The sequence below is a fragment of the Saccharopolyspora flava genome (assembly GCF_900116135.1).
Taxonomy (GTDB): Bacteria; Actinomycetota; Actinomycetes; order Mycobacteriales; family Pseudonocardiaceae; genus Saccharopolyspora; species Saccharopolyspora flava.
In genome coordinates, this window is the sequence record NZ_FOZX01000004.1 from 222505 (window position 1) to 242250 (window position 19746).

Consider the following 19746-nt stretch of genomic DNA (forward strand, 5'->3'; position numbering starts at 1 on the left):
TCAGCGCATGTGGAGGCCGCCGTTGATGTCCCAGCAGGCGCCGGTGACCGAGTGCGCGCGGGGTGAGGCCAGCAGCGCGACGACGTCGGCGACGAACGCCGGATCGCCCAGGCGCCCGACCGGGATGTTGCGGGCGAACGCCTCCAGGTTCTCCTCGCCGACGATGCCGCGCACCGCCGGCGAGTCCTGCGGGCCCGGCGAGACCGCGTTGACCGTCACGCTGCGCGAGGCCAGTTCGCGGGCGAAGACCTTCGTCGCCGACATGATCGCGCCCTTCGACGACGCGTAGTGCCCGCCGGTGGCCGTGCCGCCGTTCTGGCCCGCCAGCGAGGCCATGTTCACGATCCGGCCGTAGCCCTGCTCGGCCATGTGCGCGCCGAAGACCTGGCAGGCCTGGAACGTGCCGGTGACGTTCACGGCCATCACCTCGTCGAATTCCTCCGGGGTGATGTCGAACAGCGGGGTCGCCTTCGTGCGGGCCGCGTTGTTCACCAGCACCCGCACCGGCCCGAACTCCGCGACCACCGATTCCAGCAGTCCGGTGAGCGCCTCCCGGTCGGTGACGTCGACCGCGCGGCCGCGCGCGGTGGTGGGATCCAGCGACGTGGCCAGCTCCCGGGCGCCCGCGCCGTCGACGTCGGCGATCACCACGGCGTGCCCGTCGGCGTGCAGGCGGCGGGCGATGGCCGCGCCCAGCCCGTTCGCCCCGCCGGTGACCACGGCCGTCACAGCAGGAATCCCGCTGCGGGAACGGCGTCCTCGCTGTTGACCAGCCGGATCACCTTGCGCACCAGCGAGTCCCGCTCGCCGAGCCGGATCGTGTAGTCGACGTCGGCCGCCCACAGGTCGTGCGTCCCGCGCTTGTAGGCCACCAGGACCTGCGCGGCGCGCAACGACACCTCCGCGTCGGAGACCGCGGTGGGCACGAAGCGGGAGACCGTGCGGACCGTGATCGCCGAGTCCACCGCGGCGATCGCGTAGCCCTCGGTCATGCGGTCGACCCGCAACCGCCGCATCCGCGCGTCGTCGTAGGCCATGTTGAGCACGTCGTCGAACTCCTCGGCGTCCCGGTCGATCGGGATCGCGTAGACGCCGTCCTCCGCGTAGAGCTCCTGCCACGCGCGGTAGTCCTTGCGGTCGAGCAGCTCGGCCTCCCGCCACACCAGCTCGATCGCCCGGGACACCCGGACATCACCGTCCAGCACCGGATTTCGCAGGTCAGCCATCGGCCATCATCGCCTTCCACTGCGCGTAGGCGGCGCGCATCCCGGTCTCGTCGGTGACGTGCGAGGTCGGCCAGCCCTCCGGCGACGAGGTCTCGCGGCCCAGGCCGCGATTGACCATGATCGGCATGTCGGGGGCGGCGGTGGTGCCGCGCTGCACCCGGTCCCAGCCCTCGGCGTCGTCGGGCGTGCCGAACCCGAACGGCCCCTGGAAGTGCTCGTGCGCGCGCAGCCGCTCGCGGTTGACCGGCCCGGTGATCTCCGGCGGCCCGTCCGGGCCGATCGCGACGTGCTCGATCTCGGTCTCGCCGACGCTGATCGGCCGCAGCACCCGGAAGAACGAGATCGACATCGACACGTTCGGGAACAGGTTGAGGTTGAACCCGGTTCCGTGCATCGCCCGCACCAGCCGCCGGATCCCGGCTTCGTCGACACCGGCCGACTCCAGCCGGGAGACCAGGGAGCGGAACCGGTCCTGCAGCTTCTCGGTGCCGTCGTCGACGTCGAGATCGGAGTGCTCGGGCACCATCCGCATCACCGAGTGCCCGTGGCCGAGGTCGTGCGTGACGGCCTCCGGGTCGGTCATGAAGCTCATCATGTTCGCCGTCTCGGCGTCCACCGACGCCATCCACGAGCGGTGCACGATCGGGAAGTGGTAGCCGTCCGTGGTGTTCTCCAGCTGGATCTTCCAGTTCCCCCGATACCGGAACCGGTGCGTTCCCAGCACTTTCACCGGATAGCCGCCGCCCTGCTTGAAGAACCGGTCGATCCACGGCCGCGCGTCGCCCAGGAACTCCGCCAGCGGTTCGGCGTCGTCGTCGAAGGTCGCGAAGATCATCCCGCCGCAGGACTCGGTGCGCAGCCGCCGCAGGCCCATGCCGCCGCGATCCAGCACCCCGGTGTAGCCGTCGGGGTAGGGGACGCCGCGCAGCGAGCCGTCCAGCCCGTAGGACCACGCGTGGTAGGGGCAGGTGAAACCGTTGGCGCGCCCCGACTTCCGCTCGCACACGCTGGCGCCGCGATGCCGGCAGCGGTTGAGCATCGTGCGCACCTCGCCGCGCCGGTCGCGGGTGACGATGACCGGCTGCCTGCCGACGTGCGTGGACTTGAACGTGCCCGGCTCCGGCAGCTCGCTGTCGTGCGCCACCCACACCCAGCTGCGCTCGAAGATCCGCGTCATCTCCAGCTCGAAGATCCCGGGATCGGTGTAGAGCCGCGCGGCGACGCGGTCCGGCGCGACGAGCTCGGCGGGCGGCAGGGCGTGGACGTTGCTCGCGGTGATCTCGGCGGTCATCGGGACACCTCAGTACTCGCGCGGCGTGAGCGCCCGGCCGATCCGGGCCTCGATCTTGGTGTACTTCCACAACTTCCACTCCGACTGTCCTACTCGGACGGTGCGGAACAGGTCGCACGCGGCCCGGACGGTCGGCTGGGAGTCGACGTCGGCCAGCAGGTAGCAGGTCCACGGCCACGAGTCCGACGGCCCGACCAGGTGGCTGTCGTCGTCGATGTCGCCGATGAACTCCACGCCCGGCAGCGCCTTGATGCCGTCCATCATCTCGACGAACGCGCTCCAGACGTCTGCGGCGGTGACGCCGTCGCGGGGCAGGTCGAAGAAGTTCTGGTTGATGCCGATGCAGAACAGCACCCGCAGCGGTGCAGCGGTCATGGCGTCTCCCCGGGGTCGAGGTCGGGATCAGCGGAATCCGGGCACCGTCGGCGGACGTCCCAGCAGCACGGACCCGGCGGCGTCGTACATCGAGGGCATCAGGAACGCGTGCAGCGCCGGCACCTGCGAGTCCTGGCGCATCCGCTGCAGCGGATGGGAGTTGTCGATGGTCGCGGTCCCGGAGAACCCGCACACCTCGTGCACCACCCGCGCGGCCGTGGCCGCCACGTGCGTCGCCGACAACCGGATCTGCGCGTTCTGCTCGTCGGAGGCCTCGCCGCCGGCCGCGACGGTGTCCCACACGTCCTGGGCGACCTCGTAGTAGAACGCGCGCGCCGACCGCAGCGACGCCACCGCCTGCGCGTACCCGGTGCGGTAGTAGGCGCGGTCGGCCAGCGGGGGAGCGCCGGTCACCCCGGTGCGCGACCCCGCCCGCGCGGCGAAGTCCAGCGCCGCCCCCGCCACGCCCAGACCCACCGCCGCGTGCACCTGAGCCTGGTAGCCGATCGTGGGGTAGTGGTACAGCGGCTCGTCCACGCACGACGCACCGCCGCGCACGAACGTCCACTCGTGCGGCACCTCCACGTCGCGCACCACCACGTCGAACGAGCCCGAGGCGCGCATCCCCGTGACGTCCCAGTCCCGCACGATCTCCACCTGCTCGGGACGCAGCACCGCCGCGCGCGGCCGGTTGTCGCCGTCGGCGTCGCCCGGGATGCCCACGCTGAGCAGGTCGGCGGCCATGCAGCCGCTGGCGAACCGCCACCGGCCCGAGACCAGGTAGCCGCGCTCGGTGCGGGTGACCGGGTTGACCGGGAACATCGCGCCCCCGTAGACCACGTCCGGTCCCTCGGCGTAGACCTCCGCCTGCGTCTCCGGCGGCAGGCACGCCAGGTAGGTCCCGGCCGAGCCGAAACCCGCCACCCAGCCGGTGGACCCGTCCACCGACGAGATCCGCTCGACGGCGCGCAGGAACTCCGGCGGCGGCAGCGGGGCGCCGCCGAACCGAGCCGGGGTGGACGCGCGGAACAGCCCCAATCCCTTGAGCCTGCCGACGAAGTCGCGGGGGACGTAGGACTGCGCGTGGAACTCCTCGCGGCGCTCGGCGAGCTCGGTCAGCACCGCCTCCCACGCCGCGTCACCGGCGGATCCCTCGAGCATGGCACGCTCCTCGTCGTCGGGGTGCGCTTCGACGCTAAGCAGCCGCGGCGCGCGGCGACATCGGGATTGCCCAGGTGGCGAGTAGGGGAAATCTTCAGCGACGAGGCCGCCGACCGGATCTAGCCTGGGGTGATGGTGGTCGATCCGCAGGCGCCGGAACTGGTGGACTCCGACTTCGTCGCGATGATGCGCGCCTCCCACCTGTGCGTGCTGATCCACGACGCGGCGACCAAGAACATCCTGTGGGCCAACCCGGCCGCGTGCGCGCTGCTGGAGTGGAGCGTCAGCGAGCTGCGGCCGCTCAAGGCCAACCACATGAGCAGCTCCGCCCAGCAGTACGACCGGGTCATCGGCCGGGCCTGGCTGCAGGACGCCGTCGAGCGGGGCATGAGCCGCATCGAGTGGCACTACCGGTCCAGAACCGGGCGCGTCATCCCCACCGACGCCGTCGCCGTGCGCGTCGAACTGGCCCAGGGACCTGCGGTGATGGTGCAGTTCCGGGACGTCGAGCGGGAGCAGCGGGTGGAGGCCGAGCTGCGCCAGACCACCTCCTACGTCGACGCGCTGGCCCGGCACACCTCCACGGTCGCGTTCATGCTCGACTCCGCCGGTGCGATCCGCTTCGCCACCGACACCGCGCTGACGCACCTCGGGCTGTCCGGCGACACCGAGCCGCCCGTCGGGCGGTTGCTGACCTCCTACGCCCGGTTGCGGCGCGACGGCGCCGAGATCGGCTGGGCGGAGGCCGCGGCTGCGGCCGACCCGGCGGCGCCCGTGCGGCTGGAGATCCCCGGCGCCGAACCCGTGACGCTGGAAGGCGGGCTGGAGCGGCTGCGCGACGTCGACGCGTTCCTGATGATCCTGCACGACGTCTCCACCCGGATCCGCGGCGAGGAGCGGCGGGAGCTGGAACTGCGGCACGAGAACCACCTGGCCCGCTACAACGCGATGGGCGACATGGCGATGGCCATCGCCCATGAGCTCGGCCAGCCGCTGGCCGCCGCCGCGAACTTCGTCGCCGGGGTGCGCGCCCACGCCCAGGCGCTGGAGTCGGTCGGCCGCGTGCCGCCGGGCACCACCGAGCAGCTGGAGTACGGGCTGGACAGCGCCGACCGGCAGATCGACCGGGTCTCGGCGATCGTCGGGGCGCTGCGGTCGTTCGTCGGCCACCTCGAACACGTCGAGCAGGTCGTGGACCTCAACGCGATCGTCGACGAATGCCTGTACTTCGTGCGGTTGCGCGCGTCCGCCGCCGGGGTGGAGGTCGGGGTGCGGTTGAGCGAGCAGCCGCTGCCGGTGCGCTGCGAACGCGTGCTGACCGGGCAGGTGGTGCTCAACCTGTGCTTCAACGCCATCGACGAGATGGCCGGGACCGACCGCGCGGACCGCCGGATCGAGCTGATCACCGAGCTCCGCGACGAGGACGGGGCCGTCGTCGTCGCCGACCGGGGGTGCGGGGTGCGGGCGGACCCGTTCGCGGAGTCGTTCACCAGCAAGGAGCACGGCAGCGGCATCGGCCTCGCGCTGAGCTACCGCATCATCAACCGCCAGCACGGCTCGATCTGGTGCGAACCCCGAGACGGCGGAGGCTCGCTGTTCGCCTTCACCCTCCCGCTGGCGTAGGGAAAAGCTTCAGCGGGCGGTGGGGAAGTCTCGATGTCGCCGGGGAGCCGGGGGAACGTAGGTTCGTGGGGAGCCGGCCGGGAGGAGGAGCCGTGGCAGAGCTGATGCCCGCGCAGCGGGAGTTCCGGGCGGCGATGGCGACCCTGTCGGCCGGGGTCAGCGTCGTCACCACCGACGGTCCGGCGGGGCGCGCGGGCATCACCGTCAGCGCCGCCTGCTCGGTCACCGACGAGCCGCCGACGATGCTGGTGTGCGTGCACCGCGCCAGCCGCGCGCACGACGTGCTCGCCGCCAACGCGCGGGCCTGCGTGAACGTGCTCGGTTCCGGTCAGCGGGACCTGGCGCTGCGTTTCGCCGGGGCGCTGCCGATGCACGAGCGGTTCACCGGCGAGGTCTGCGACTTCGCCGAGGTGCCGGTGCTGCGGGACGCGGCCTCCTCGGTGATCGGGCGCCTGAGCCAGGTGCGGGTCCAGGGCTCGCACTCGGTGATGTTCCTCGAGGCCGAGCGGGTGATCACCCGCTCCGGCAGCGGTGGCCTGGTGTACTTCCAGCGCGAGTTCCACGGCCTGGCGGGAGCGCGTCGTGGATGACCGGACGATGACCCTGACCTGCTACGAGGACACGCACGGCTACGGCTGGCGGCACGTCGACCTGTTCGTCCACGACACCGCCGGTCGTGAGCTGGAGTGGGTCCACTGGCTCGTCGACGCCGACGGTCCGGACGCCGCCGACGCCGCCACCGCCGAGGTCGAACCCCTCCTGCGCCGCACCACCCCGTGGCGGCACGGCATCAGCCCCTCGGGCATGCACTACTGGACGGCACAAGCCACCTGGACCGAACCCTGACCGGAACCCGGTCGTGTTGGGTGGGCGCAGTTTTCATGAAAACTTCCCCCACCCAACCACCACCCTCACGTCCCCTTCCCGATGTCAGTTTTCATGAAAACTTCCTCCACCCGACCACCACCCCGACGTCCTCCTCCCGGATGTCAGTTTTCATGAAAACTTCCCCTCCCCACGAGGACGGTACTCATCGAGTCCGATGAAAGACGTTATCCACAAGTGGTTTTCGAGGTGGTCGTCGTGGGGTCTCTCGGTGTCCGTTGGTGTGGGGGTGGGGGGAGTTTTCATGAAAACTTCGCGATTGTGGGGGCGTGACCGAGGGGGTTTTGGGTTTTCGTGGGGGAGTGCAGTTTTCATGAAAACTGCGCGGGGTCAGAGGGGGATCGAGTTCTGGAGGAGGTCTCGGACGAGGGTGCCGAGACTGGTGGAGCCCGTTTTGGACTTGATCCTGGCGCGGTGCACGTCGACGGTCTTCACGCTCGTGCCGAGCCGGCGGGCGATGAGCTGACTCGACAGACCGTCCACGACCAGGCGCAGGACCTCCCGCTCGCGCGGGGTCAGCGTCGAGATCCGCTCGCGGACCCGCAGCCGCTCGGCGTGCGCGGCGAAGCACCGCTCGGCCTCCCGCAGCTGGTCCTGCACCACGTCGAGCATCCGCTGCGGCTCGTAGGGCTTCTCCAGGAAGTCCACCGCGCCCAGCCGCATCGCGCGCACCGACATCGGGATGTCGCCGTGCGCCGAGCAGAAGATCACCGGAGCCGGGTACTCCCGCGCCGACAGCTCCTCCTGCAGCTGGAACCCGCTCGACCCCGGCATCCGCACGTCCACGATCACCACACCGGGCTCGGCCGGATCGAACTCGGCGAGGAAACCGGCCGCGTCCGGGTAGGTCAGCGCCTGCACGCCGACGGTCTTGAGCAGGAACACCAGGGACTGCCGGTGCGCCTCGTCGTCGTCGACGATGTGCACCACCGGGGCGGAAAGCGTCGTCGTCATGATCCCTCCAGGCGAACCAGGGGAAAGGTCAAGACTAGGCACGCGTCACGCGGCCCGACAGGTCCGATCCGCTACGAACCCGGGCCGGGTCGCAGCAGCACCGACGCCGACGGGTGATCTGAGGCGAACCGGTCCGGAAGGGGAGCGACGAACACGTTCTCGGTGCGCGTGCGGGTGATCTTCCAGCCCCCGGGCTCGCGGCGGAAGGCGTTGCTGAGCCTGCTGGAACGCAGCAGACCGGTGCCGTCGGCGAACAGCCACGGCTGCACGTGGATCCACAGCCCGGTCGCCTCGTCGCCGTCGACGTGGATCTGCTCCGAGGTCAGGTAGTGCGCGTTGAGCACCAGCGCGGGATCGCGCGACCAGAACCGCTCGAAGTGCGCCCGGATCTGGTCGTGCCCCTCGGCGCGGCCGAACTGGCCGTCGTAGTGCTCGCCGACGCCCTCCCACACCGCGTCGTCGGCGTAGAGCTCCATGATCAGGTCGATGCGCTCGGCGTCGTCGCGCACCGCGAACTCCGGGCACGGCGTGTCGCACAGGAACAGGTAGCGCGCCTGGATCCGCCGGATCTCCGCCTCGGCCTCCAGGGTCTCGACTCGCCTAGTCAGCGCGGCGATCCGGGCGGTCAACGTCGGGTCGGTCATGCGGTTCCTCCCGTTCGTGCGGGCGCGGTCTCCGGCAGGGCGAGCAGGCACAGCAGCGACACCAGCAGGCCCGCCGCGATGTAGGCGCCGACGGCGTCGGAACTGCCGGTCACCGCGATCAGCCGGTTGGCGATCATCGGAGCCAGCCCGCCGCCGAGGACGCTGCCGAGCTGGAACGCCAGGCCCACGCCGGACTGCCGCTGCTCGACGCCGAACAACTCCGAGAAGAAGGCCAGCAGCGGCCCGAACAGGAACCCGCCGATGGTGAAGCCGATGATCACCGCGACTCCCACCGCGAGCGGGGTGCCGATGTCGGCGATGCGGAACATCACCAGCGCGTAGAGCAGCGCCGCCACCGCGCCCGAGATCATCACCGGTTTGCGGCCCAGCCGGTCCGACAGCGCGCAGGCCACCACGATCGTCACCGAGTGGCACAGCAGGCCGACGACGCTGCCCAGCACGATCGGCTGCCGCGGCAGCGCCAGCCCTTGCGGCGCGGCGGCCGTGGCGTAGGAGAGCATGAACGTGGCGAGGATGAACATGTTGGCGTTCAACCCGAGGTTCACCCCGGCGGCCAGCAGCAGCCGACGCCAGTCGTCGCGGAACAGCGCCGACAGCGGGGTCTTCCGCCGAGGCGGCAGCGCGGCGAACTCCGGGGTCTCGTCGACGCCGCGCCGCGCCCACAGTCCCAGCGCCAGCACCACGCCGCCCACCAGGAACGGCAGCCGCCAGCCCCAGTCGATCACGGCTCGCATCGGCAGCAGCAGGACCAGCGCGAACGCCAGGTTCGCCAGCAGCTGCCCGATCGGCGAACCCAGCGCCGCGAACGACCCGAACACCCCGCGGCGGTGCGGCGGCGCGTGCTCGACGGCCAGGACCGCCGCGCCGCCGATCTCCCCGCCGCGCGCCAGCCCGTGGAACACCCGCAGCACGATCAGCAGCAGCGGCGCGGTGATCCCGATCGCCAGGTACGACGGCAGCAGACCCATCAGCAGCGTCGCCGAGCCCATCACCGCGAACGTCAGCAGCAGCGAGAAGCGTCGCCCCCAGCGGTCACCGATCCAGCCGAACAGCAGCGCGCCCAGCGGGGTGAACAGGAACCCCACGGCGAAGGTCGCCAGGCCCAGGAATGCGCCGAACCATTCGTCGTCGCTGCGGAAGAAGATCTGCCCGAACACCAGCGCGGCCGCCGTGCCGTAGATGGCGAAGTCGTAGAACTCCAGCGTCGCACCCACCCCGCTGGCCAGGCCGATCCGCCCGATACCGGCGCGCGGGGCGCCGTTCTCGCTGAGCACAGGCATGGCGCGTCCTTCTCGGTCGAGGAACCGCCTCGTGCCGATCAACGCTAGGAAGATCCGCGACCCGCCGCCATCGGTGATTTCCCGGTGCGGTGCTGAAGGATTCCCCTACCGCAGCGCCGCCGCCCGCACCGCCAGCAGCAGCGGCAGCGAGCCGTGCTCGCGGATCGGCTGCGGCAGGCTCGGCGCGTCCAGCAGGGGCGAACCGGTGCGCAGCTCCCGGCTCAGCGTGGCCAGGTCGACCTCCAGGAACGACACCTCGTCGCGGTGCAGGCTCGCGCTGGACACCGACAGCCGGGTGATGCCGAAGAACTCCGGTTTCGCGCCGCGCTCCATCCAGCGCGCGAACCCGGTGAGCTCGGTGCCGGCCACCGATCCCCGCGCCAGCCCGGTCTCCTCGCGCAGTTCCCGCTCCATGCCGGTGCGCAGCACCTCGCCCAGCTCACCTCGGGGCGCGCCGTCGGCGGTGAGCAGGTCGCGCGGCTCCAGCGAGCCGCTGCCGGACGGGTCGCCGTCGCCGACGATCACCAGCAGCCCGTCGGTGGTGAACGCCAGCGTCGAGATCCCGACGACGTCGGCGAGCTCCCCGGTGTCGAGCGGGCGCAGTCGGCCCGCCGCGTCGGTCAGCAGCTCGCGGTGCGGGTCGAACACCGCACCGGATTCGCGGTCGGCGATCCGCAGCCCGCACAGCTCGTTGGTGCACTGGAAGTCGAAGTAGCGGGCCCGGTGCAGCCGCACCTCGGCGTCACCGGTGCCCGGTAGCGGGTCGGTGCGCAGGCCCACCACGGGCCCGTTGAACAGCGGGTTCTCCGCCGAGCGCAGCGCGGGCAGGTGCGGTGCGGTGGCGCGCAGCCGCGGCGCGGGCCGGTAGGGCCGCTCGTCCAGGCGCACCGCGAAGCGGCGCTCCCGCACGGCGTGGTCGATCTCGTCGCTGAGCAGAGCGGTCCCGCGACCGGCCAGCGGCACGTACCGGGCATCCGGGTAGGCGGCCGGAACGCCGATCTCGGTGTGCGGAAACGGTGTTTCGGCGGGGGAGAAGTCGTGGCCCGCCCAGCGGCCGCGCACCCCGCGCAGGTGCGTGGTCAGCAGGACGCCGCCCGGCACCAGCACGAGCACCGCCGCCGCGATCCCCGCGGCGGTCGGCAGCAGCACGACCGCGATGAGCAGGGCGCCCAGCGCCACCAGCGACAACGGCCACGCCCGCGCGGCGGCGAACACCGCGCGATCGAGCCCGGACCGGCCGCGCCGCACCAGCTTCCGCACCGACACTCCCCGTTCTCAAGATCAAACACGGGCAGCCTAGCCCAGCGGGGTCTCGGCCCGATTTCGAATCCGGAATGTCGGATGTGCGCGGTACCGTCGCGTCATGCCGCCGGGACTGGGCCGAACGGGGGAAGGTGCCGATGTCGAACGCCGCAGTCGAGGCCGCCTGCTTCATCGCGGGCCACGCCCGGGAACCCATCACGCTGTCCGACGTCGCCGACCACGTCGGCTACAGCCCCTTCCACCTCGCCCGCGCGTTCGAGCGCGCCCACGGCCAGCCGCCCGGCAGATTCCTGGCCGCGCACCGCTTCCAGCGCGCCAAACGGCTCCTGCTGGACACCGACGAGCGCGTCAGCGACATCTGCTGCGAGGTCGGCTTCAGCTCCGTGGGCACCTTCACCCGGCGGTTCACCGCCGACATCGGGCTGTCCCCGGTGCAGTTCCGCAGGCTGCCCGACCTGCTCAGCGACGCCCCGCCCCGGCCCGTCATGACCGGTGAACCCGGCGTCGGCGGCGCCGTCACCGGCGCGGTCCACCTCGGCCCGGACGCCCGCCTCGCGCTCGGCGGGGACGCCGCGATCTACGTCGGCCTGTTCCCGCAGCGCTGCCCGCGCGGCATCCCGGCGGTCGGGGCGCTGCTGGACGAGCAGGGCCGCTTCGCGCTGACCGGCATCGGCACCGGCACCTACTGGCTGCTGGCGACGGCGTTCGCCGCCCGCGCCGAGCACACCGAGCAGCTGGTGCCGGGCTGGAACGTCGTCGGCGGCTCGCCCACCCCCGTGCGCATCGGCCCCGCGCGCCCCGGCGAGGACCGCGACATCACCCTGCGCGTGGTGCCGCCCTGGTCGGCTCCGGTGCTGGTCGCGCTGCCGCCGCTGGCCTCGCCGATTGCGCAAGATCGGAGAAGACAAGCCCTCGCGGCGAGCCTACGTTGAGCGTGACACCAGCCTTGACCAGCGCAGGGAGCCCACTCATGAGTCGTGTCCGAGTCCTCGTCGGCACCCGCAAGGGAGCGTTCATCCTCACCGCCGACGGCACCCGCGCAACGTGGGAGGTGGAAGGCCCGCACTTCGGCGGCTGGGAGCTCTACCACCTCAAAGCCTCCAAGGCCGACCCCGACCGCCTGTTCGCCTCCCAGTCGATGGGCTGGTTCGGCCAGCAGATCCAGCGCTCCGACGACGGCGGCCGCACCTGGAACCCCGTCGACAACCACTTCTCCTACGACGGCACCCCGGGCACCCACCTCTGGTACGACGGCACTCCGCGCCCGTGGGAGTTCACCCGCGTCTGGCACCTGGAGCCCTCGGCCACCGACCCCGACACGATCTACGCCGGGGTCGAGGACGCCGCGTTCTTCCGCAGCACCGACGCCGGCCGCAGCTGGCACGAGCTGCCCGCGCTGCGCGAGCACGAATCCGCCCCGCACTGGCAGCCCGGCGCCGGCGGCATGTGCCTGCACACGATCATCCAGGCGCCGAACAACCCGGACCGCTTCTACATCGCGATCTCGGCGGCGGGCGCGTTCCGCACCGACGACGGCGGCAAGTCCTGGCGGCCCATCAACCACGGCCTGCACTCCGGCCAGATCCCGGACCCGGACGCCGACGTCGGCCACTGCGTGCACCGCCTGGCGCTGCACCGCGACCGGCCCGACGTGCTGTTCATGCAGAAGCACTGGGACGTGATGCGCAGCGACGACGCGGGCGAGTCCTGGTACGAGATCAGCGGCGACCTGCCCACCGACTTCGGCTTCCCGATCGACGTGCACGCCCACGAACCCGACACGGTCTACGTGGTGCCGATCCACAGCGACGAGCAGCACTACCCGCCGGAGGGCAAGCTGCGCGTCTACCGCAGCCGCGTCGGCGGCAACGAGTGGGAGCCGCTGGGCAAGGGACTGCCGCAGGAGCACTGCTACGTCAACGTGCTGCGCGACGCGATGGCGGTCGACGAGCTCGACGACTGCGGCGTCTACTTCGGCACCACCGGCGGCGACGTCTACGTCTCGCCCGACTCCGGCGACACCTGGCAGCCCATCGTCAACAACCTCCCCTCGGTCCTGTCGGTGGAGGTGCAGACGCTGCCATGATCCGCATCCTGCTTCCCGCGCACCTGCGCACGCTGGCGAAGATCCCCGAGCACGAGGTCCTCGTCGAGGTCGACGGGGTTCCGACGCAGCGGCTCGTGCTCGACGCGCTGGAAGCCCGCTACCCGGCGCTGCGCGGCACGGTCCGCGACCACGACACCCGGAAGCGGCGGGCGTTCATCAGGTTCTTCGCCTGCGAGCTCGACCTGTCCAACGCCGACATCGACGATCCGCTGCCGGAGGAGGTCGTCTCGGGCAAGGAGCCGTACATGATCATCGGGGCGATGGCGGGCGGCTGATCGCCTAAGGTGGCCGTCATGCGGGTTCATCATCTCGATTGCGGTCCGATGCGTCCCCTCGGCGGCCGGTTCATCGACGGGCGGGGCTCGGTGCTCGGGCGGGCCCGCATGGTCTGCCACTGCCTGCTCGTCGAGACCGAGCGCGGATTGGTGCTGGTCGACAGCGGTTTCGGCAGCGCCGATGCCGACCCGGCGCAGACCTCGCTGCCGGCGCCGTTCCGGATGCTGATGCACCCGCTGCTCGACCCCGCCTCGACCGCGCTCGCGCAGGTCAAGGCTCTGGGGCACGACCCGGCCGACGTGCGGCACGTGGTGCTCACCCACCTCGACCTCGACCACGCCGGTGGCCTGCGGGACTTCCCGCAGGCCAAGGTGCACGTCCACGCCCCCGAACTGCGCGCGGCCACCGAGGCCTCCGACATGCGCTACCGGGCGAGCCAGTGGGCGCACGGCCCGGACTGGGCCACCTACGAGGGCGCGTCCGGGCAGGACTGGTTCGGCTTCGAGGCGGTGCGCGACCTCGACGGGCTGCCCGAGGAGATCCTGCTGGTCCCGCTCGGCGGCCACACCACCGGCCACGTCGGCGTCGCCGTCGACACCGGATCCGGCTGGCTGCTGCACGCGGGCGACGCCTTCTTCAGCGGCGGCGAGCTTGCCCGGCCCCCGCACTGCCCGCCCGGGCTGCGCGCGTTCCAGCGCGTCATGGCCGCCGACGACCGGGCCCGGCGGCACAACCAGGAGCGGCTCCGCGAACTCGCCGCCCGGCCGGAGGGCATCGACGTCTTCGCCGCCCACGACCCCGCCGCTCTCGACCGGCACGCGGGGAAGACCGCCTGACGCGTCGCTTTCGCACGAAAGTGGTTTGACCGCTTCAGCGTCAGGTCGCAGACTCGGCGGAGTCCTGGATCGATGCTGCGGACTGGGGGAGCGCGTGCCGGTCGAAACGCGGGTCGATCCCGGCGTGCTGCGAGCGCGCAACGCCGTGGCGGTGGTGTTCGCGCTCAACGGGTTCGCGATGGCGAGCTGGATGTCGCGGATCCCGGAGGTGCGGGACGCGCTGTCGGTGACGCCGGGCGAGCTGGGCCGGATGCTGCTGGCGATCTCGGTGGGTTCGCTGCTCGCGCTGCCGCTGTCCGGGGCGGTGGTGCACCGGTTCGGGGCTCGGGCGGTGATCAGCGGGGGAGCCGTGGTCTGCGCTGCCGGGCTGGCGCTGTCGGGAACCGGGGCCGGTGCGTTCGGCAACGTGTGGATCACCGCGGCGGGCCTGTTCGCGTTCGGGCTGGGAACCGGGCTGTGGGACGTGTCGATGAACATCGACGGTGCCTCGGTGGAGCGCGCGATCGGGCGCACGATCATGCCCCGGTTCCACGCGGGTTTCAGCCTCGGCACGGTGATCGGCGCCGGGATCGGCGCGGCCTGCGCGGGCCTCGGCGTGCCGGTCGTGGTGCACCTGATCGCGACCGCGGTCCTGGTGGCCGTCGGACCGGCGCTGGCCGTCCCGGCGCTGCTGCCCGCCCGCGACGAGCCCGAGCGCGACTCCCCTCGGAGGTCCGGTGGCGGCATCCTGCGCGCCTGGGCGGAACCCCGCACGCTGCTGATCGGGCTCATGGTGCTGACGATGGCGCTCACCGAGGGCACCGCCAACGACTGGCTGGCGGTCTCGCTGGTCGACGGCCATCACCTCCCGCCGTGGCTCGGCGCCGTCGGGTTCGCCGTGTTCCTCAGCGCCATGACCGCCGGACGCGTCGTCGGCACCGTCCTGCTCGACCGCTTCGGCCGTGCCGAGGTGCTGTGGGCGACGATGGCCACCGCCGCGGTCGGCGTCCTGCTGGTGGTGCACGGGACCGGGCTGCCGCTGGTGTTCCTCGGAGCCGCGATCTGGGGACTCGGCGCCTCGCTGGGGTTCCCGGTCGGCATGAGCGCCGCGGCCGACGACCCGGCCCGGGCCGCGGCCCGGGTCAGCGTCGTGTCCACCATCGGCTACACCGCGTTCCTCGCGGGCCCGCCGCTGCTGGGTTACCTCGCCGACCACGTCGGCACCCTGCACGCCCTGCTGCTGGTCGCGGTGCTGCTCGTGCCCTCGGCGCTCGCGGTCCCCGCCGCGCGACCGCCCCGCGAGCCCTGACTCAGGCCTCGACCTCGGTGCGGTCGCCTCCCCACAGGGTGTGGAAGGTGCCGTCGCGGTCGGTGCGGCGGTAGGTGTGCGCGCCGAAGAAGTCCCGCTGGCCCTGGGTGAGCGCGGCCGGGAGCCGGTCGGCGCGCAGCGCGTCGTAGTAGGACAGCGCGGCCGCGAAACCCGGTGCGGGAACGCCCTGTTCGGTCGCGGCCACCAGCACCGCGCGCCAATCGTCCTGCGCCTCGGCGATCTCCTCGGCGAACTCGGCGTCGGCGAGCAGGCTCGGCAGGTCGGGGCGGCTGTCGTAGGCGGCGCGGATGCGGTCGAGGAAGGCCGCGCGGATGATGCAGCCGCCGCGCCAGATCGACGCGATGGCACCGAGATCCAGGTTCCAGTCGTACTGCGCGCTTCCGGCCGCGATCTCGTGGAAGCCCTGCGTGTAGGACACGATCTTCGACGCGTACAGCGCCTGCTCGACCCGGTCGGCGAACGTCGCCGCCTCGGTGGGTCCCAGCGCCTGCGGCGTCGGGCCCGCGAGCTGCGCGGACGCCTCGCGCAGGGCGGTGTGGCCGGACAGCGAGCGGGCGAACACCGCCTCGGCGATGCCCGACACCGGCACGCCCAGCTCCAGGGCGAGCTGCACGGTCCAGCGGCCGGTGCCCTTCTGCTCGGCCCGGTCGGCCACCACGTCGACGAACGGGCGCCCGGTCGCGGCGTCCACGTGCGAGAGGACCTCGGCGGTGATCTCGATGAGGTAGGAGTCCAGCCGCCCGGTGTTCCACGCCCGGAAGATCCCGGCGATCTCGTCGGGCGAGTAGCCGCCGACGTCGCGCAGCAGCTGGTAGGCCTCGCCGATGAGCTGCATGTCGGCGTACTCGATGCCGTTGTGCACCATCTTCACGAAGTGCCCGGCACCGTCGGCCCCGACGTGGGTGACGCACGGCGCGCCGTCGTCGGCCTGGGCGGCGATGCGCTCCAGCATCGGGCCGAGCGAGGCGTAGGACTCCTTCGAACCGCCCGGCATGATGCTCGGTCCGTGCAGCGCCCCCTCCTCACCACCGGAGATGCCGGTGCCGACGAAGTGGATGCCGCGTTCGCGCAGCTCCTGCTCGCGGCGGCGGGTGTCGGCGAAGTGCGCGTTGCCGCCGTCGATGATCACGTCGCCGTCCTCCAGCAGCGGCGCGAACTCGCTGATCACCGCGTCGGTGGGATCCCCGGCCTTGACCATGACGACCAGCCGGCGCGGGCGTTCGAGCGCGGCCACGAACTCCTCCGCGGACTCGGTGGGCACGAACGTGCCCTCCTGCCCGAACTCCTCGACGAGTTCGCGGGTGCGGGCGGGCGTGCGGTTGTGCAGCGCGACCGCGTAGCCGTTGCGCGCGAAGTTGCGGGCCAGGTTGCGGCCCATGACAGCCAGTCCGGTGACGCCGATCTGCGCCGTTGTGCTCATGGGTGTCTCCCGAGTCGACTCCGGTGGTGCTCCGATTCTCGACCGCCGGTCACCGGCTCGCAGCGAGTCGCGTGTTTCGGGATCAGGGGTGCGGGGGTAGGCCGGGGGTGCCCGACGAAGAGAGGGAGTTGCACATGTCTGCGATGGACAAGGCCCGTCACAAGGTCGAGGAGACGCTGGGCAAGGCCAAGGAGAAGCTCGGCAGCGCGACCGGCGACCGCCGGACCGAGGTCGAGGGCAAGACCGAGCAGGCCAAGGGCAACCTCAAGCAGGCCGGCGAGCACGCGAAGGACGCCCTGCGCCGGGACGACTGACCGCAGAATCCCTGGAGTCCGCAGGACTCCAGGGATTTCCGATCGGCGGGGGCCGTACGCGCCCCCGCCGACCCACGCCCGGACCAGGAGACCGCGATGCAGGAGCAGGACTTTCCGCTGCCGGACTACGACCAGCTGTCGACGGGTTCGCTGCAGCACATGATTCGGTCGCTCGGCCGCGCCGAGCTCACCCGGGTGCTCGACTACGAGCAGCGGCACAACGACCGCCCGCAGGTCGTCGAACTCATCAACCAGCGGCTCGGCGAGCTCGACCGCGGCGCCGAACCCGCGCCCGGTGAGCACCGGGCCCAGCCCGCCGAAGCGCGCGACACGGCGAAGGGATCGCCGGTAACCCCGGCCGGATCCCCGCAGCCGACGCACCCGCCGCGCCACGGCACCCAGGAACCGCCCGGCGAACCCAAGGGTGAATAGTCCTCGCCGGCAGACCGCGCTGATCACCGCCGACCGGGACCTCAGTCGCTCGTCTTGAGCTTCTTCATGATCATGTGGGAGTCGACCCGGGCCACGGCGCGCAGGGCCATGAGCTTGGTGGTGAGGAAGGTTTCGAACGTGGCGGAGTCCTCGACGGCGACGCGGATGAGGTAGTCGGGACGGCCGAACAGCCGGTGGACCTCGATGACCTCGTCGTAGGCGGTGATCGCCGCTTCGAGCTCCTCGACGGTCTGCCGGTCGTTGATGCTGATCTCCACCGAGACCATCACCTCGAAACCCCGCCCGGCCGCGGCCGGGTCGATGCGGGCTCGGTAGCCCGCGATGATCCCCTCCGACTCCAGGCGCTTGACCCGTCGCAGGCACGGGGCGGGCGTGAGCCCGACGCGCTGGGCGAGCTCGACGTTGGTCAACCTGCCGTTCTGACGCAGGTGAGACAATATTGTTCGGTCGAGGTCATCCAGCGTCATATCATTGCTCTCAAGCTCGAAAACGGGGAACGCAGGGCAACCATATTACCCGGATCGACACCTAAAATTGCAGGCATGCCCGCTCTTCTGGTCGATGAGACCACTGCGCCGCCGCGCGGCGACTTCCGCGCAGCCCTGCGCGATTCGAGCTCCGTCGGACTGGCGATGATCCCGCTCGGCATCGCCTTCGGACTGCTCGTGACGCACGCCGGATTCGACTGGTGGTGGGCGACCGCGTTCACCGCGCTGGTCTACGCGGGCTCGCTGGAGTTCCTGCTGATCGGCCTCATCGCAGCCGCCGCTCCGCTCGCGCAGGTCGCGGTGACCGCCCTGCTGGTCAACTTCCGGCACGTGTTCTACGCGCTGTCGTTCCCGCTGCACCGGGTGCGCGGCCGGATCGGCAAGATCTACAGCACCTTCGCGCTCACCGACGAGGCCTACGCGCTGAGCACCGGACCTGCGGCGCGGGAGTGGAGCGGCAGGCGGATCGTGTGGTTGCAGGTGCTGCTGCAGGGCTACTGGGTGGCGGGCGGAACGCTCGGCGCCCTGTTCGGGGAGCTGGTGCCGGTCCGGCTCGACGGGCTGGACTTCGCGCTGACCGCGCTGTTCGTCGTGCTCGCCCTCGACGCCTACCGGGCGCGGCGCAGCGTTCCCGCGCCGGCGCTGGCGATGATCTGCGCGCTGGTGTCGATGCTGATCTTCGGCGACGGGATGCTGCTGCCCGCGCTGGGGGCGTTCACCGGGTGCCTGCTGCTGAGCCGCGTCCCGCTGATCCGAAACCTGGTGCGCGGGAGGGAATCCGATGCCTGACCCGATCTACGTCGGCTGCGTGGTGGCGGTGTCGGCAGTGGTCACCTGGGCGTTGCGGGCGCTGCCGTTCGCCGCGCTGGCACCGCTGCGCAGCAGCGCCACCGTGCACTTCCTGGGCTCGCGGATGCCGGTGGGCGTCATGGTGATCCTCGCCGTCTACACCCTGCGCGACACCGGCGTCGCGGCGGTCGCGCCGACGGCGCTGTCGCTGGCGGTGACCGTCGGCCTGCACCTGTGGAAGCGCAACGCGGTGCTGAGCATCTTCGGCGGCACCGCCGTGCACGTGCTGCTGAGCAGCCTCTACCCCTGGTAGTCGCGGTAGGCGGCGACGAGCTGGTCCTCGGCGGCGTCGAAGTACGCGTCGAGCTTGTCGGCCGCCCGCTCGCTCTGGCCCGCGGTGAGCAGATCGGCGATCTCGCGGTTGAAGCCGAGGTAGGGGCGGTGGAACTCCTCGGGCCGCGACATCACGTGGAAGGCCAGGCGCAGCTCGGCGAGCAGCTGGCGCATCGTCTCGTTCACCCGGGGGCTGCCGGCCAGCGCCGCCACCGCCTCGTGGAAGCGCATGTTGGCCGTGCCCACGTCCCACCAGCGTTCCTCGGCGGCCGCGCGCTCGCCGTCGCCGACCGCGCGATCCACCGCGGCGACCAGCTCGGGGTTCGCGCCGCGGCGCGCCGCGCTGGTCTCCAGCAGGCGGCGGATCCGGTAGAGGTCGATGACGTCCTCGGCGGACAGGACCCGGACGAACACGCCGCGGTGGAACTCGTGCACCAGCAGCCGTTCGTGCACCAGCAGCCGGAACGCCTCGCGCAGCGTGTTGCGGGAGACGGCCAGGGCTTTGCCCGCGCTCTCCTCGGACAGCCGGGTGCCGGGGGACAGGGCGCCGTCGATGATCCGCTGCCGCAGCACGTCGGCGACCCGCTCGGCGGTGCTGGTGCGGTCCAGCAGCGCGCGGTCGGCCGCCAGCAGATCCGCCCACGGGTCGGTCGCGGTCACCTCGGGCCCCCAGTGCAGTCGGTGCAGGTGATCAACAG

The 19746-nt window shown here is 71.7% G+C and carries 24 protein-coding genes; 12 read left to right on the forward strand and 12 right to left on the reverse strand.

Annotated elements, in window-relative coordinates:
- From BM424_RS14385 to BM424_RS14405, 5 genes are read right to left on the reverse strand one after another with little or no spacing between them, the layout of a single operon-like run.
- Positions 1 to 729, reverse strand: coding sequence for an SDR family NAD(P)-dependent oxidoreductase (locus tag BM424_RS14385; protein WP_342742615.1), 729 nt, complete (start codon positions 727 to 729; stop codon positions 1 to 3).
- Entirely contained in the window at positions 726 to 1226 is a 501-nt protein-coding gene (locus BM424_RS14390; protein WP_093417570.1) for an aromatic-ring-hydroxylating dioxygenase subunit beta, read from the reverse strand. The genes BM424_RS14385 and BM424_RS14390 overlap by 4 nt, the downstream gene beginning before the upstream one ends.
- Positions 1219 to 2517, reverse strand: coding sequence for an aromatic ring-hydroxylating oxygenase subunit alpha (locus BM424_RS14395; protein WP_093417573.1), 1299 nt, complete (start codon positions 2515 to 2517; stop codon positions 1219 to 1221). Before BM424_RS14395 ends, BM424_RS14390 begins: the two co-directional genes overlap by 8 nt.
- Before the next feature lie 9 nt (positions 2518 to 2526).
- On the reverse strand, positions 2527 to 2892 hold the full coding sequence (locus BM424_RS14400; protein ID WP_093417575.1) for a hypothetical protein: 366 nt from the start codon (positions 2890 to 2892) through the stop codon (positions 2527 to 2529).
- 27 nt (positions 2893 to 2919) lie between these two features.
- Positions 2920 to 4053, reverse strand: a complete 1134-nt coding sequence (locus tag BM424_RS14405; protein ID WP_093417578.1) for an acyl-CoA dehydrogenase family protein — start codon at positions 4051 to 4053, stop codon at positions 2920 to 2922.
- A gap of 132 nt (positions 4054 to 4185) precedes the next feature.
- On the opposite strand from BM424_RS14405, the gene BM424_RS14410 reads away from it, so the two are divergent.
- The 3 genes from BM424_RS14410 to BM424_RS14420 all read left to right on the forward strand — a co-directional run bounded on the left by BM424_RS14410 (position 4186) and on the right by BM424_RS14420 (position 6522).
- Entirely contained in the window at positions 4186 to 5676 is a 1491-nt protein-coding gene (locus BM424_RS14410; RefSeq protein WP_093418240.1) for a PAS domain-containing sensor histidine kinase, read from the forward strand.
- 92 nt (positions 5677 to 5768) lie between these two features.
- Positions 5769 to 6266 (forward strand): flavin reductase, encoded by a 498-nt coding sequence (locus BM424_RS14415; protein WP_245775855.1) that lies wholly within the window; start codon positions 5769 to 5771, stop codon positions 6264 to 6266.
- Positions 6259 to 6522: a hypothetical protein gene (locus tag BM424_RS14420; protein ID WP_245775856.1), complete on the forward strand. Its 264-nt coding sequence runs from the start codon at positions 6259 to 6261 to the stop codon at positions 6520 to 6522. The genes BM424_RS14415 and BM424_RS14420 overlap by 8 nt, the downstream gene beginning before the upstream one ends.
- A 369-nt stretch (positions 6523 to 6891) precedes the next feature.
- Here the strand turns inward: BM424_RS14420 and BM424_RS14425 are convergent, their stop codons facing one another.
- The 4 genes from BM424_RS14425 to BM424_RS14440 form a co-directional block, all read right to left on the reverse strand.
- Positions 6892 to 7515 carry a response regulator transcription factor gene (locus BM424_RS14425; RefSeq protein WP_093417582.1) on the reverse strand — a complete coding sequence of 208 codons (624 nt, stop codon included), beginning with the start codon at positions 7513 to 7515 and terminating at the stop codon, positions 6892 to 6894.
- 71 nt (positions 7516 to 7586) lie between these two features.
- A complete protein-coding gene (locus BM424_RS14430) occupies positions 7587 to 8159 on the reverse strand; it encodes a nuclear transport factor 2 family protein (RefSeq protein ID WP_093417584.1) in 573 nt (190 codons plus the stop codon).
- On the reverse strand, positions 8156 to 9460 hold the full coding sequence (locus tag BM424_RS14435; RefSeq protein WP_093417587.1) for an MFS transporter: 1305 nt from the start codon (positions 9458 to 9460) through the stop codon (positions 8156 to 8158). Before BM424_RS14435 ends, BM424_RS14430 begins: the two co-directional genes overlap by 4 nt.
- A 105-nt stretch (positions 9461 to 9565) precedes the next feature.
- Positions 9566 to 10720 carry a hypothetical protein gene (locus BM424_RS14440; RefSeq protein ID WP_093418246.1) on the reverse strand — a complete coding sequence of 385 codons (1155 nt, stop codon included), beginning with the start codon at positions 10718 to 10720 and terminating at the stop codon, positions 9566 to 9568.
- Positions 10721 to 10860: 140 nt separating this feature from the next.
- Between BM424_RS14440 and BM424_RS14445 the strand changes: the two genes are divergently transcribed.
- From BM424_RS14445 to BM424_RS14465, 5 genes are all read left to right on the forward strand, one after another.
- Positions 10861 to 11655, forward strand: a complete 795-nt coding sequence (locus tag BM424_RS14445; RefSeq protein ID WP_093417589.1) for a helix-turn-helix transcriptional regulator — start codon at positions 10861 to 10863, stop codon at positions 11653 to 11655.
- A gap of 38 nt (positions 11656 to 11693) precedes the next feature.
- Positions 11694 to 12809 carry a WD40/YVTN/BNR-like repeat-containing protein gene (locus tag BM424_RS14450; protein ID WP_093417592.1) on the forward strand — a complete coding sequence of 372 codons (1116 nt, stop codon included), beginning with the start codon at positions 11694 to 11696 and terminating at the stop codon, positions 12807 to 12809.
- Complete coding sequence (locus BM424_RS14455; protein WP_093417594.1) at positions 12806 to 13105, forward strand: MoaD/ThiS family protein; 300 nt, start codon at positions 12806 to 12808, stop codon at positions 13103 to 13105. Before BM424_RS14450 ends, BM424_RS14455 begins: the two co-directional genes overlap by 4 nt.
- Positions 13106 to 13123: 18 nt before the next feature.
- Positions 13124 to 13942, forward strand: a complete 819-nt coding sequence (locus BM424_RS14460) for an MBL fold metallo-hydrolase (protein ID WP_093417597.1) — start codon at positions 13124 to 13126, stop codon at positions 13940 to 13942.
- A 94-nt stretch (positions 13943 to 14036) separates the two neighbouring features.
- Entirely contained in the window at positions 14037 to 15230 is a 1194-nt protein-coding gene (locus BM424_RS14465; RefSeq protein WP_093417599.1) for an MFS transporter, read from the forward strand.
- Between the two features lies 1 nt (position 15231).
- Here the strand turns inward: BM424_RS14465 and gndA are convergent, their stop codons facing one another.
- Entirely contained in the window at positions 15232 to 16671 is a 1440-nt protein-coding gene (gndA, locus tag BM424_RS14470; RefSeq protein WP_093417601.1) for an NADP-dependent phosphogluconate dehydrogenase, read from the reverse strand.
- 134 nt (positions 16672 to 16805) lie between these two features.
- Here gndA and BM424_RS14475 point away from each other — a divergent pair, with 134 nt between their 5' ends.
- Positions 16806 to 16985, forward strand: a complete 180-nt coding sequence (locus BM424_RS14475) for a CsbD family protein (RefSeq protein ID WP_093417604.1) — start codon at positions 16806 to 16808, stop codon at positions 16983 to 16985.
- Positions 16986 to 17081: 96 nt separating this feature from the next.
- On the forward strand, positions 17082 to 17417 hold the full coding sequence (locus BM424_RS14480; protein WP_093417606.1) for a DUF8129 domain-containing protein: 336 nt from the start codon (positions 17082 to 17084) through the stop codon (positions 17415 to 17417).
- 41 nt (positions 17418 to 17458) lie between these two features.
- On the opposite strand, the gene BM424_RS14485 is transcribed toward BM424_RS14480, so the two are convergent.
- Complete coding sequence (locus BM424_RS14485) at positions 17459 to 17905, reverse strand: Lrp/AsnC family transcriptional regulator (RefSeq protein ID WP_093417609.1); 447 nt, start codon at positions 17903 to 17905, stop codon at positions 17459 to 17461.
- Positions 17906 to 17980: 75 nt separating this feature from the next.
- Between BM424_RS14485 and BM424_RS14490 the strand changes: the two genes are divergently transcribed.
- Both BM424_RS14490 and BM424_RS14495 read left to right on the forward strand, forming a co-directional pair.
- Positions 17981 to 18715 (forward strand): AzlC family ABC transporter permease, encoded by a 735-nt coding sequence (locus BM424_RS14490; protein ID WP_093417612.1) that lies wholly within the window; start codon positions 17981 to 17983, stop codon positions 18713 to 18715.
- Entirely contained in the window at positions 18708 to 19028 is a 321-nt protein-coding gene (locus BM424_RS14495; protein ID WP_093417614.1) for a branched-chain amino acid transporter permease, read from the forward strand. The genes BM424_RS14490 and BM424_RS14495 overlap by 8 nt, the downstream gene beginning before the upstream one ends.
- On the opposite strand, the gene BM424_RS14500 is transcribed toward BM424_RS14495, so the two are convergent.
- Positions 19016 to 19708 carry a GntR family transcriptional regulator gene (locus BM424_RS14500; RefSeq protein ID WP_093417617.1) on the reverse strand — a complete coding sequence of 231 codons (693 nt, stop codon included), beginning with the start codon at positions 19706 to 19708 and terminating at the stop codon, positions 19016 to 19018. The genes BM424_RS14495 and BM424_RS14500 overlap by 13 nt on opposite strands.
- Between the last annotated feature and the right edge of the window lie 38 nt (positions 19709 to 19746).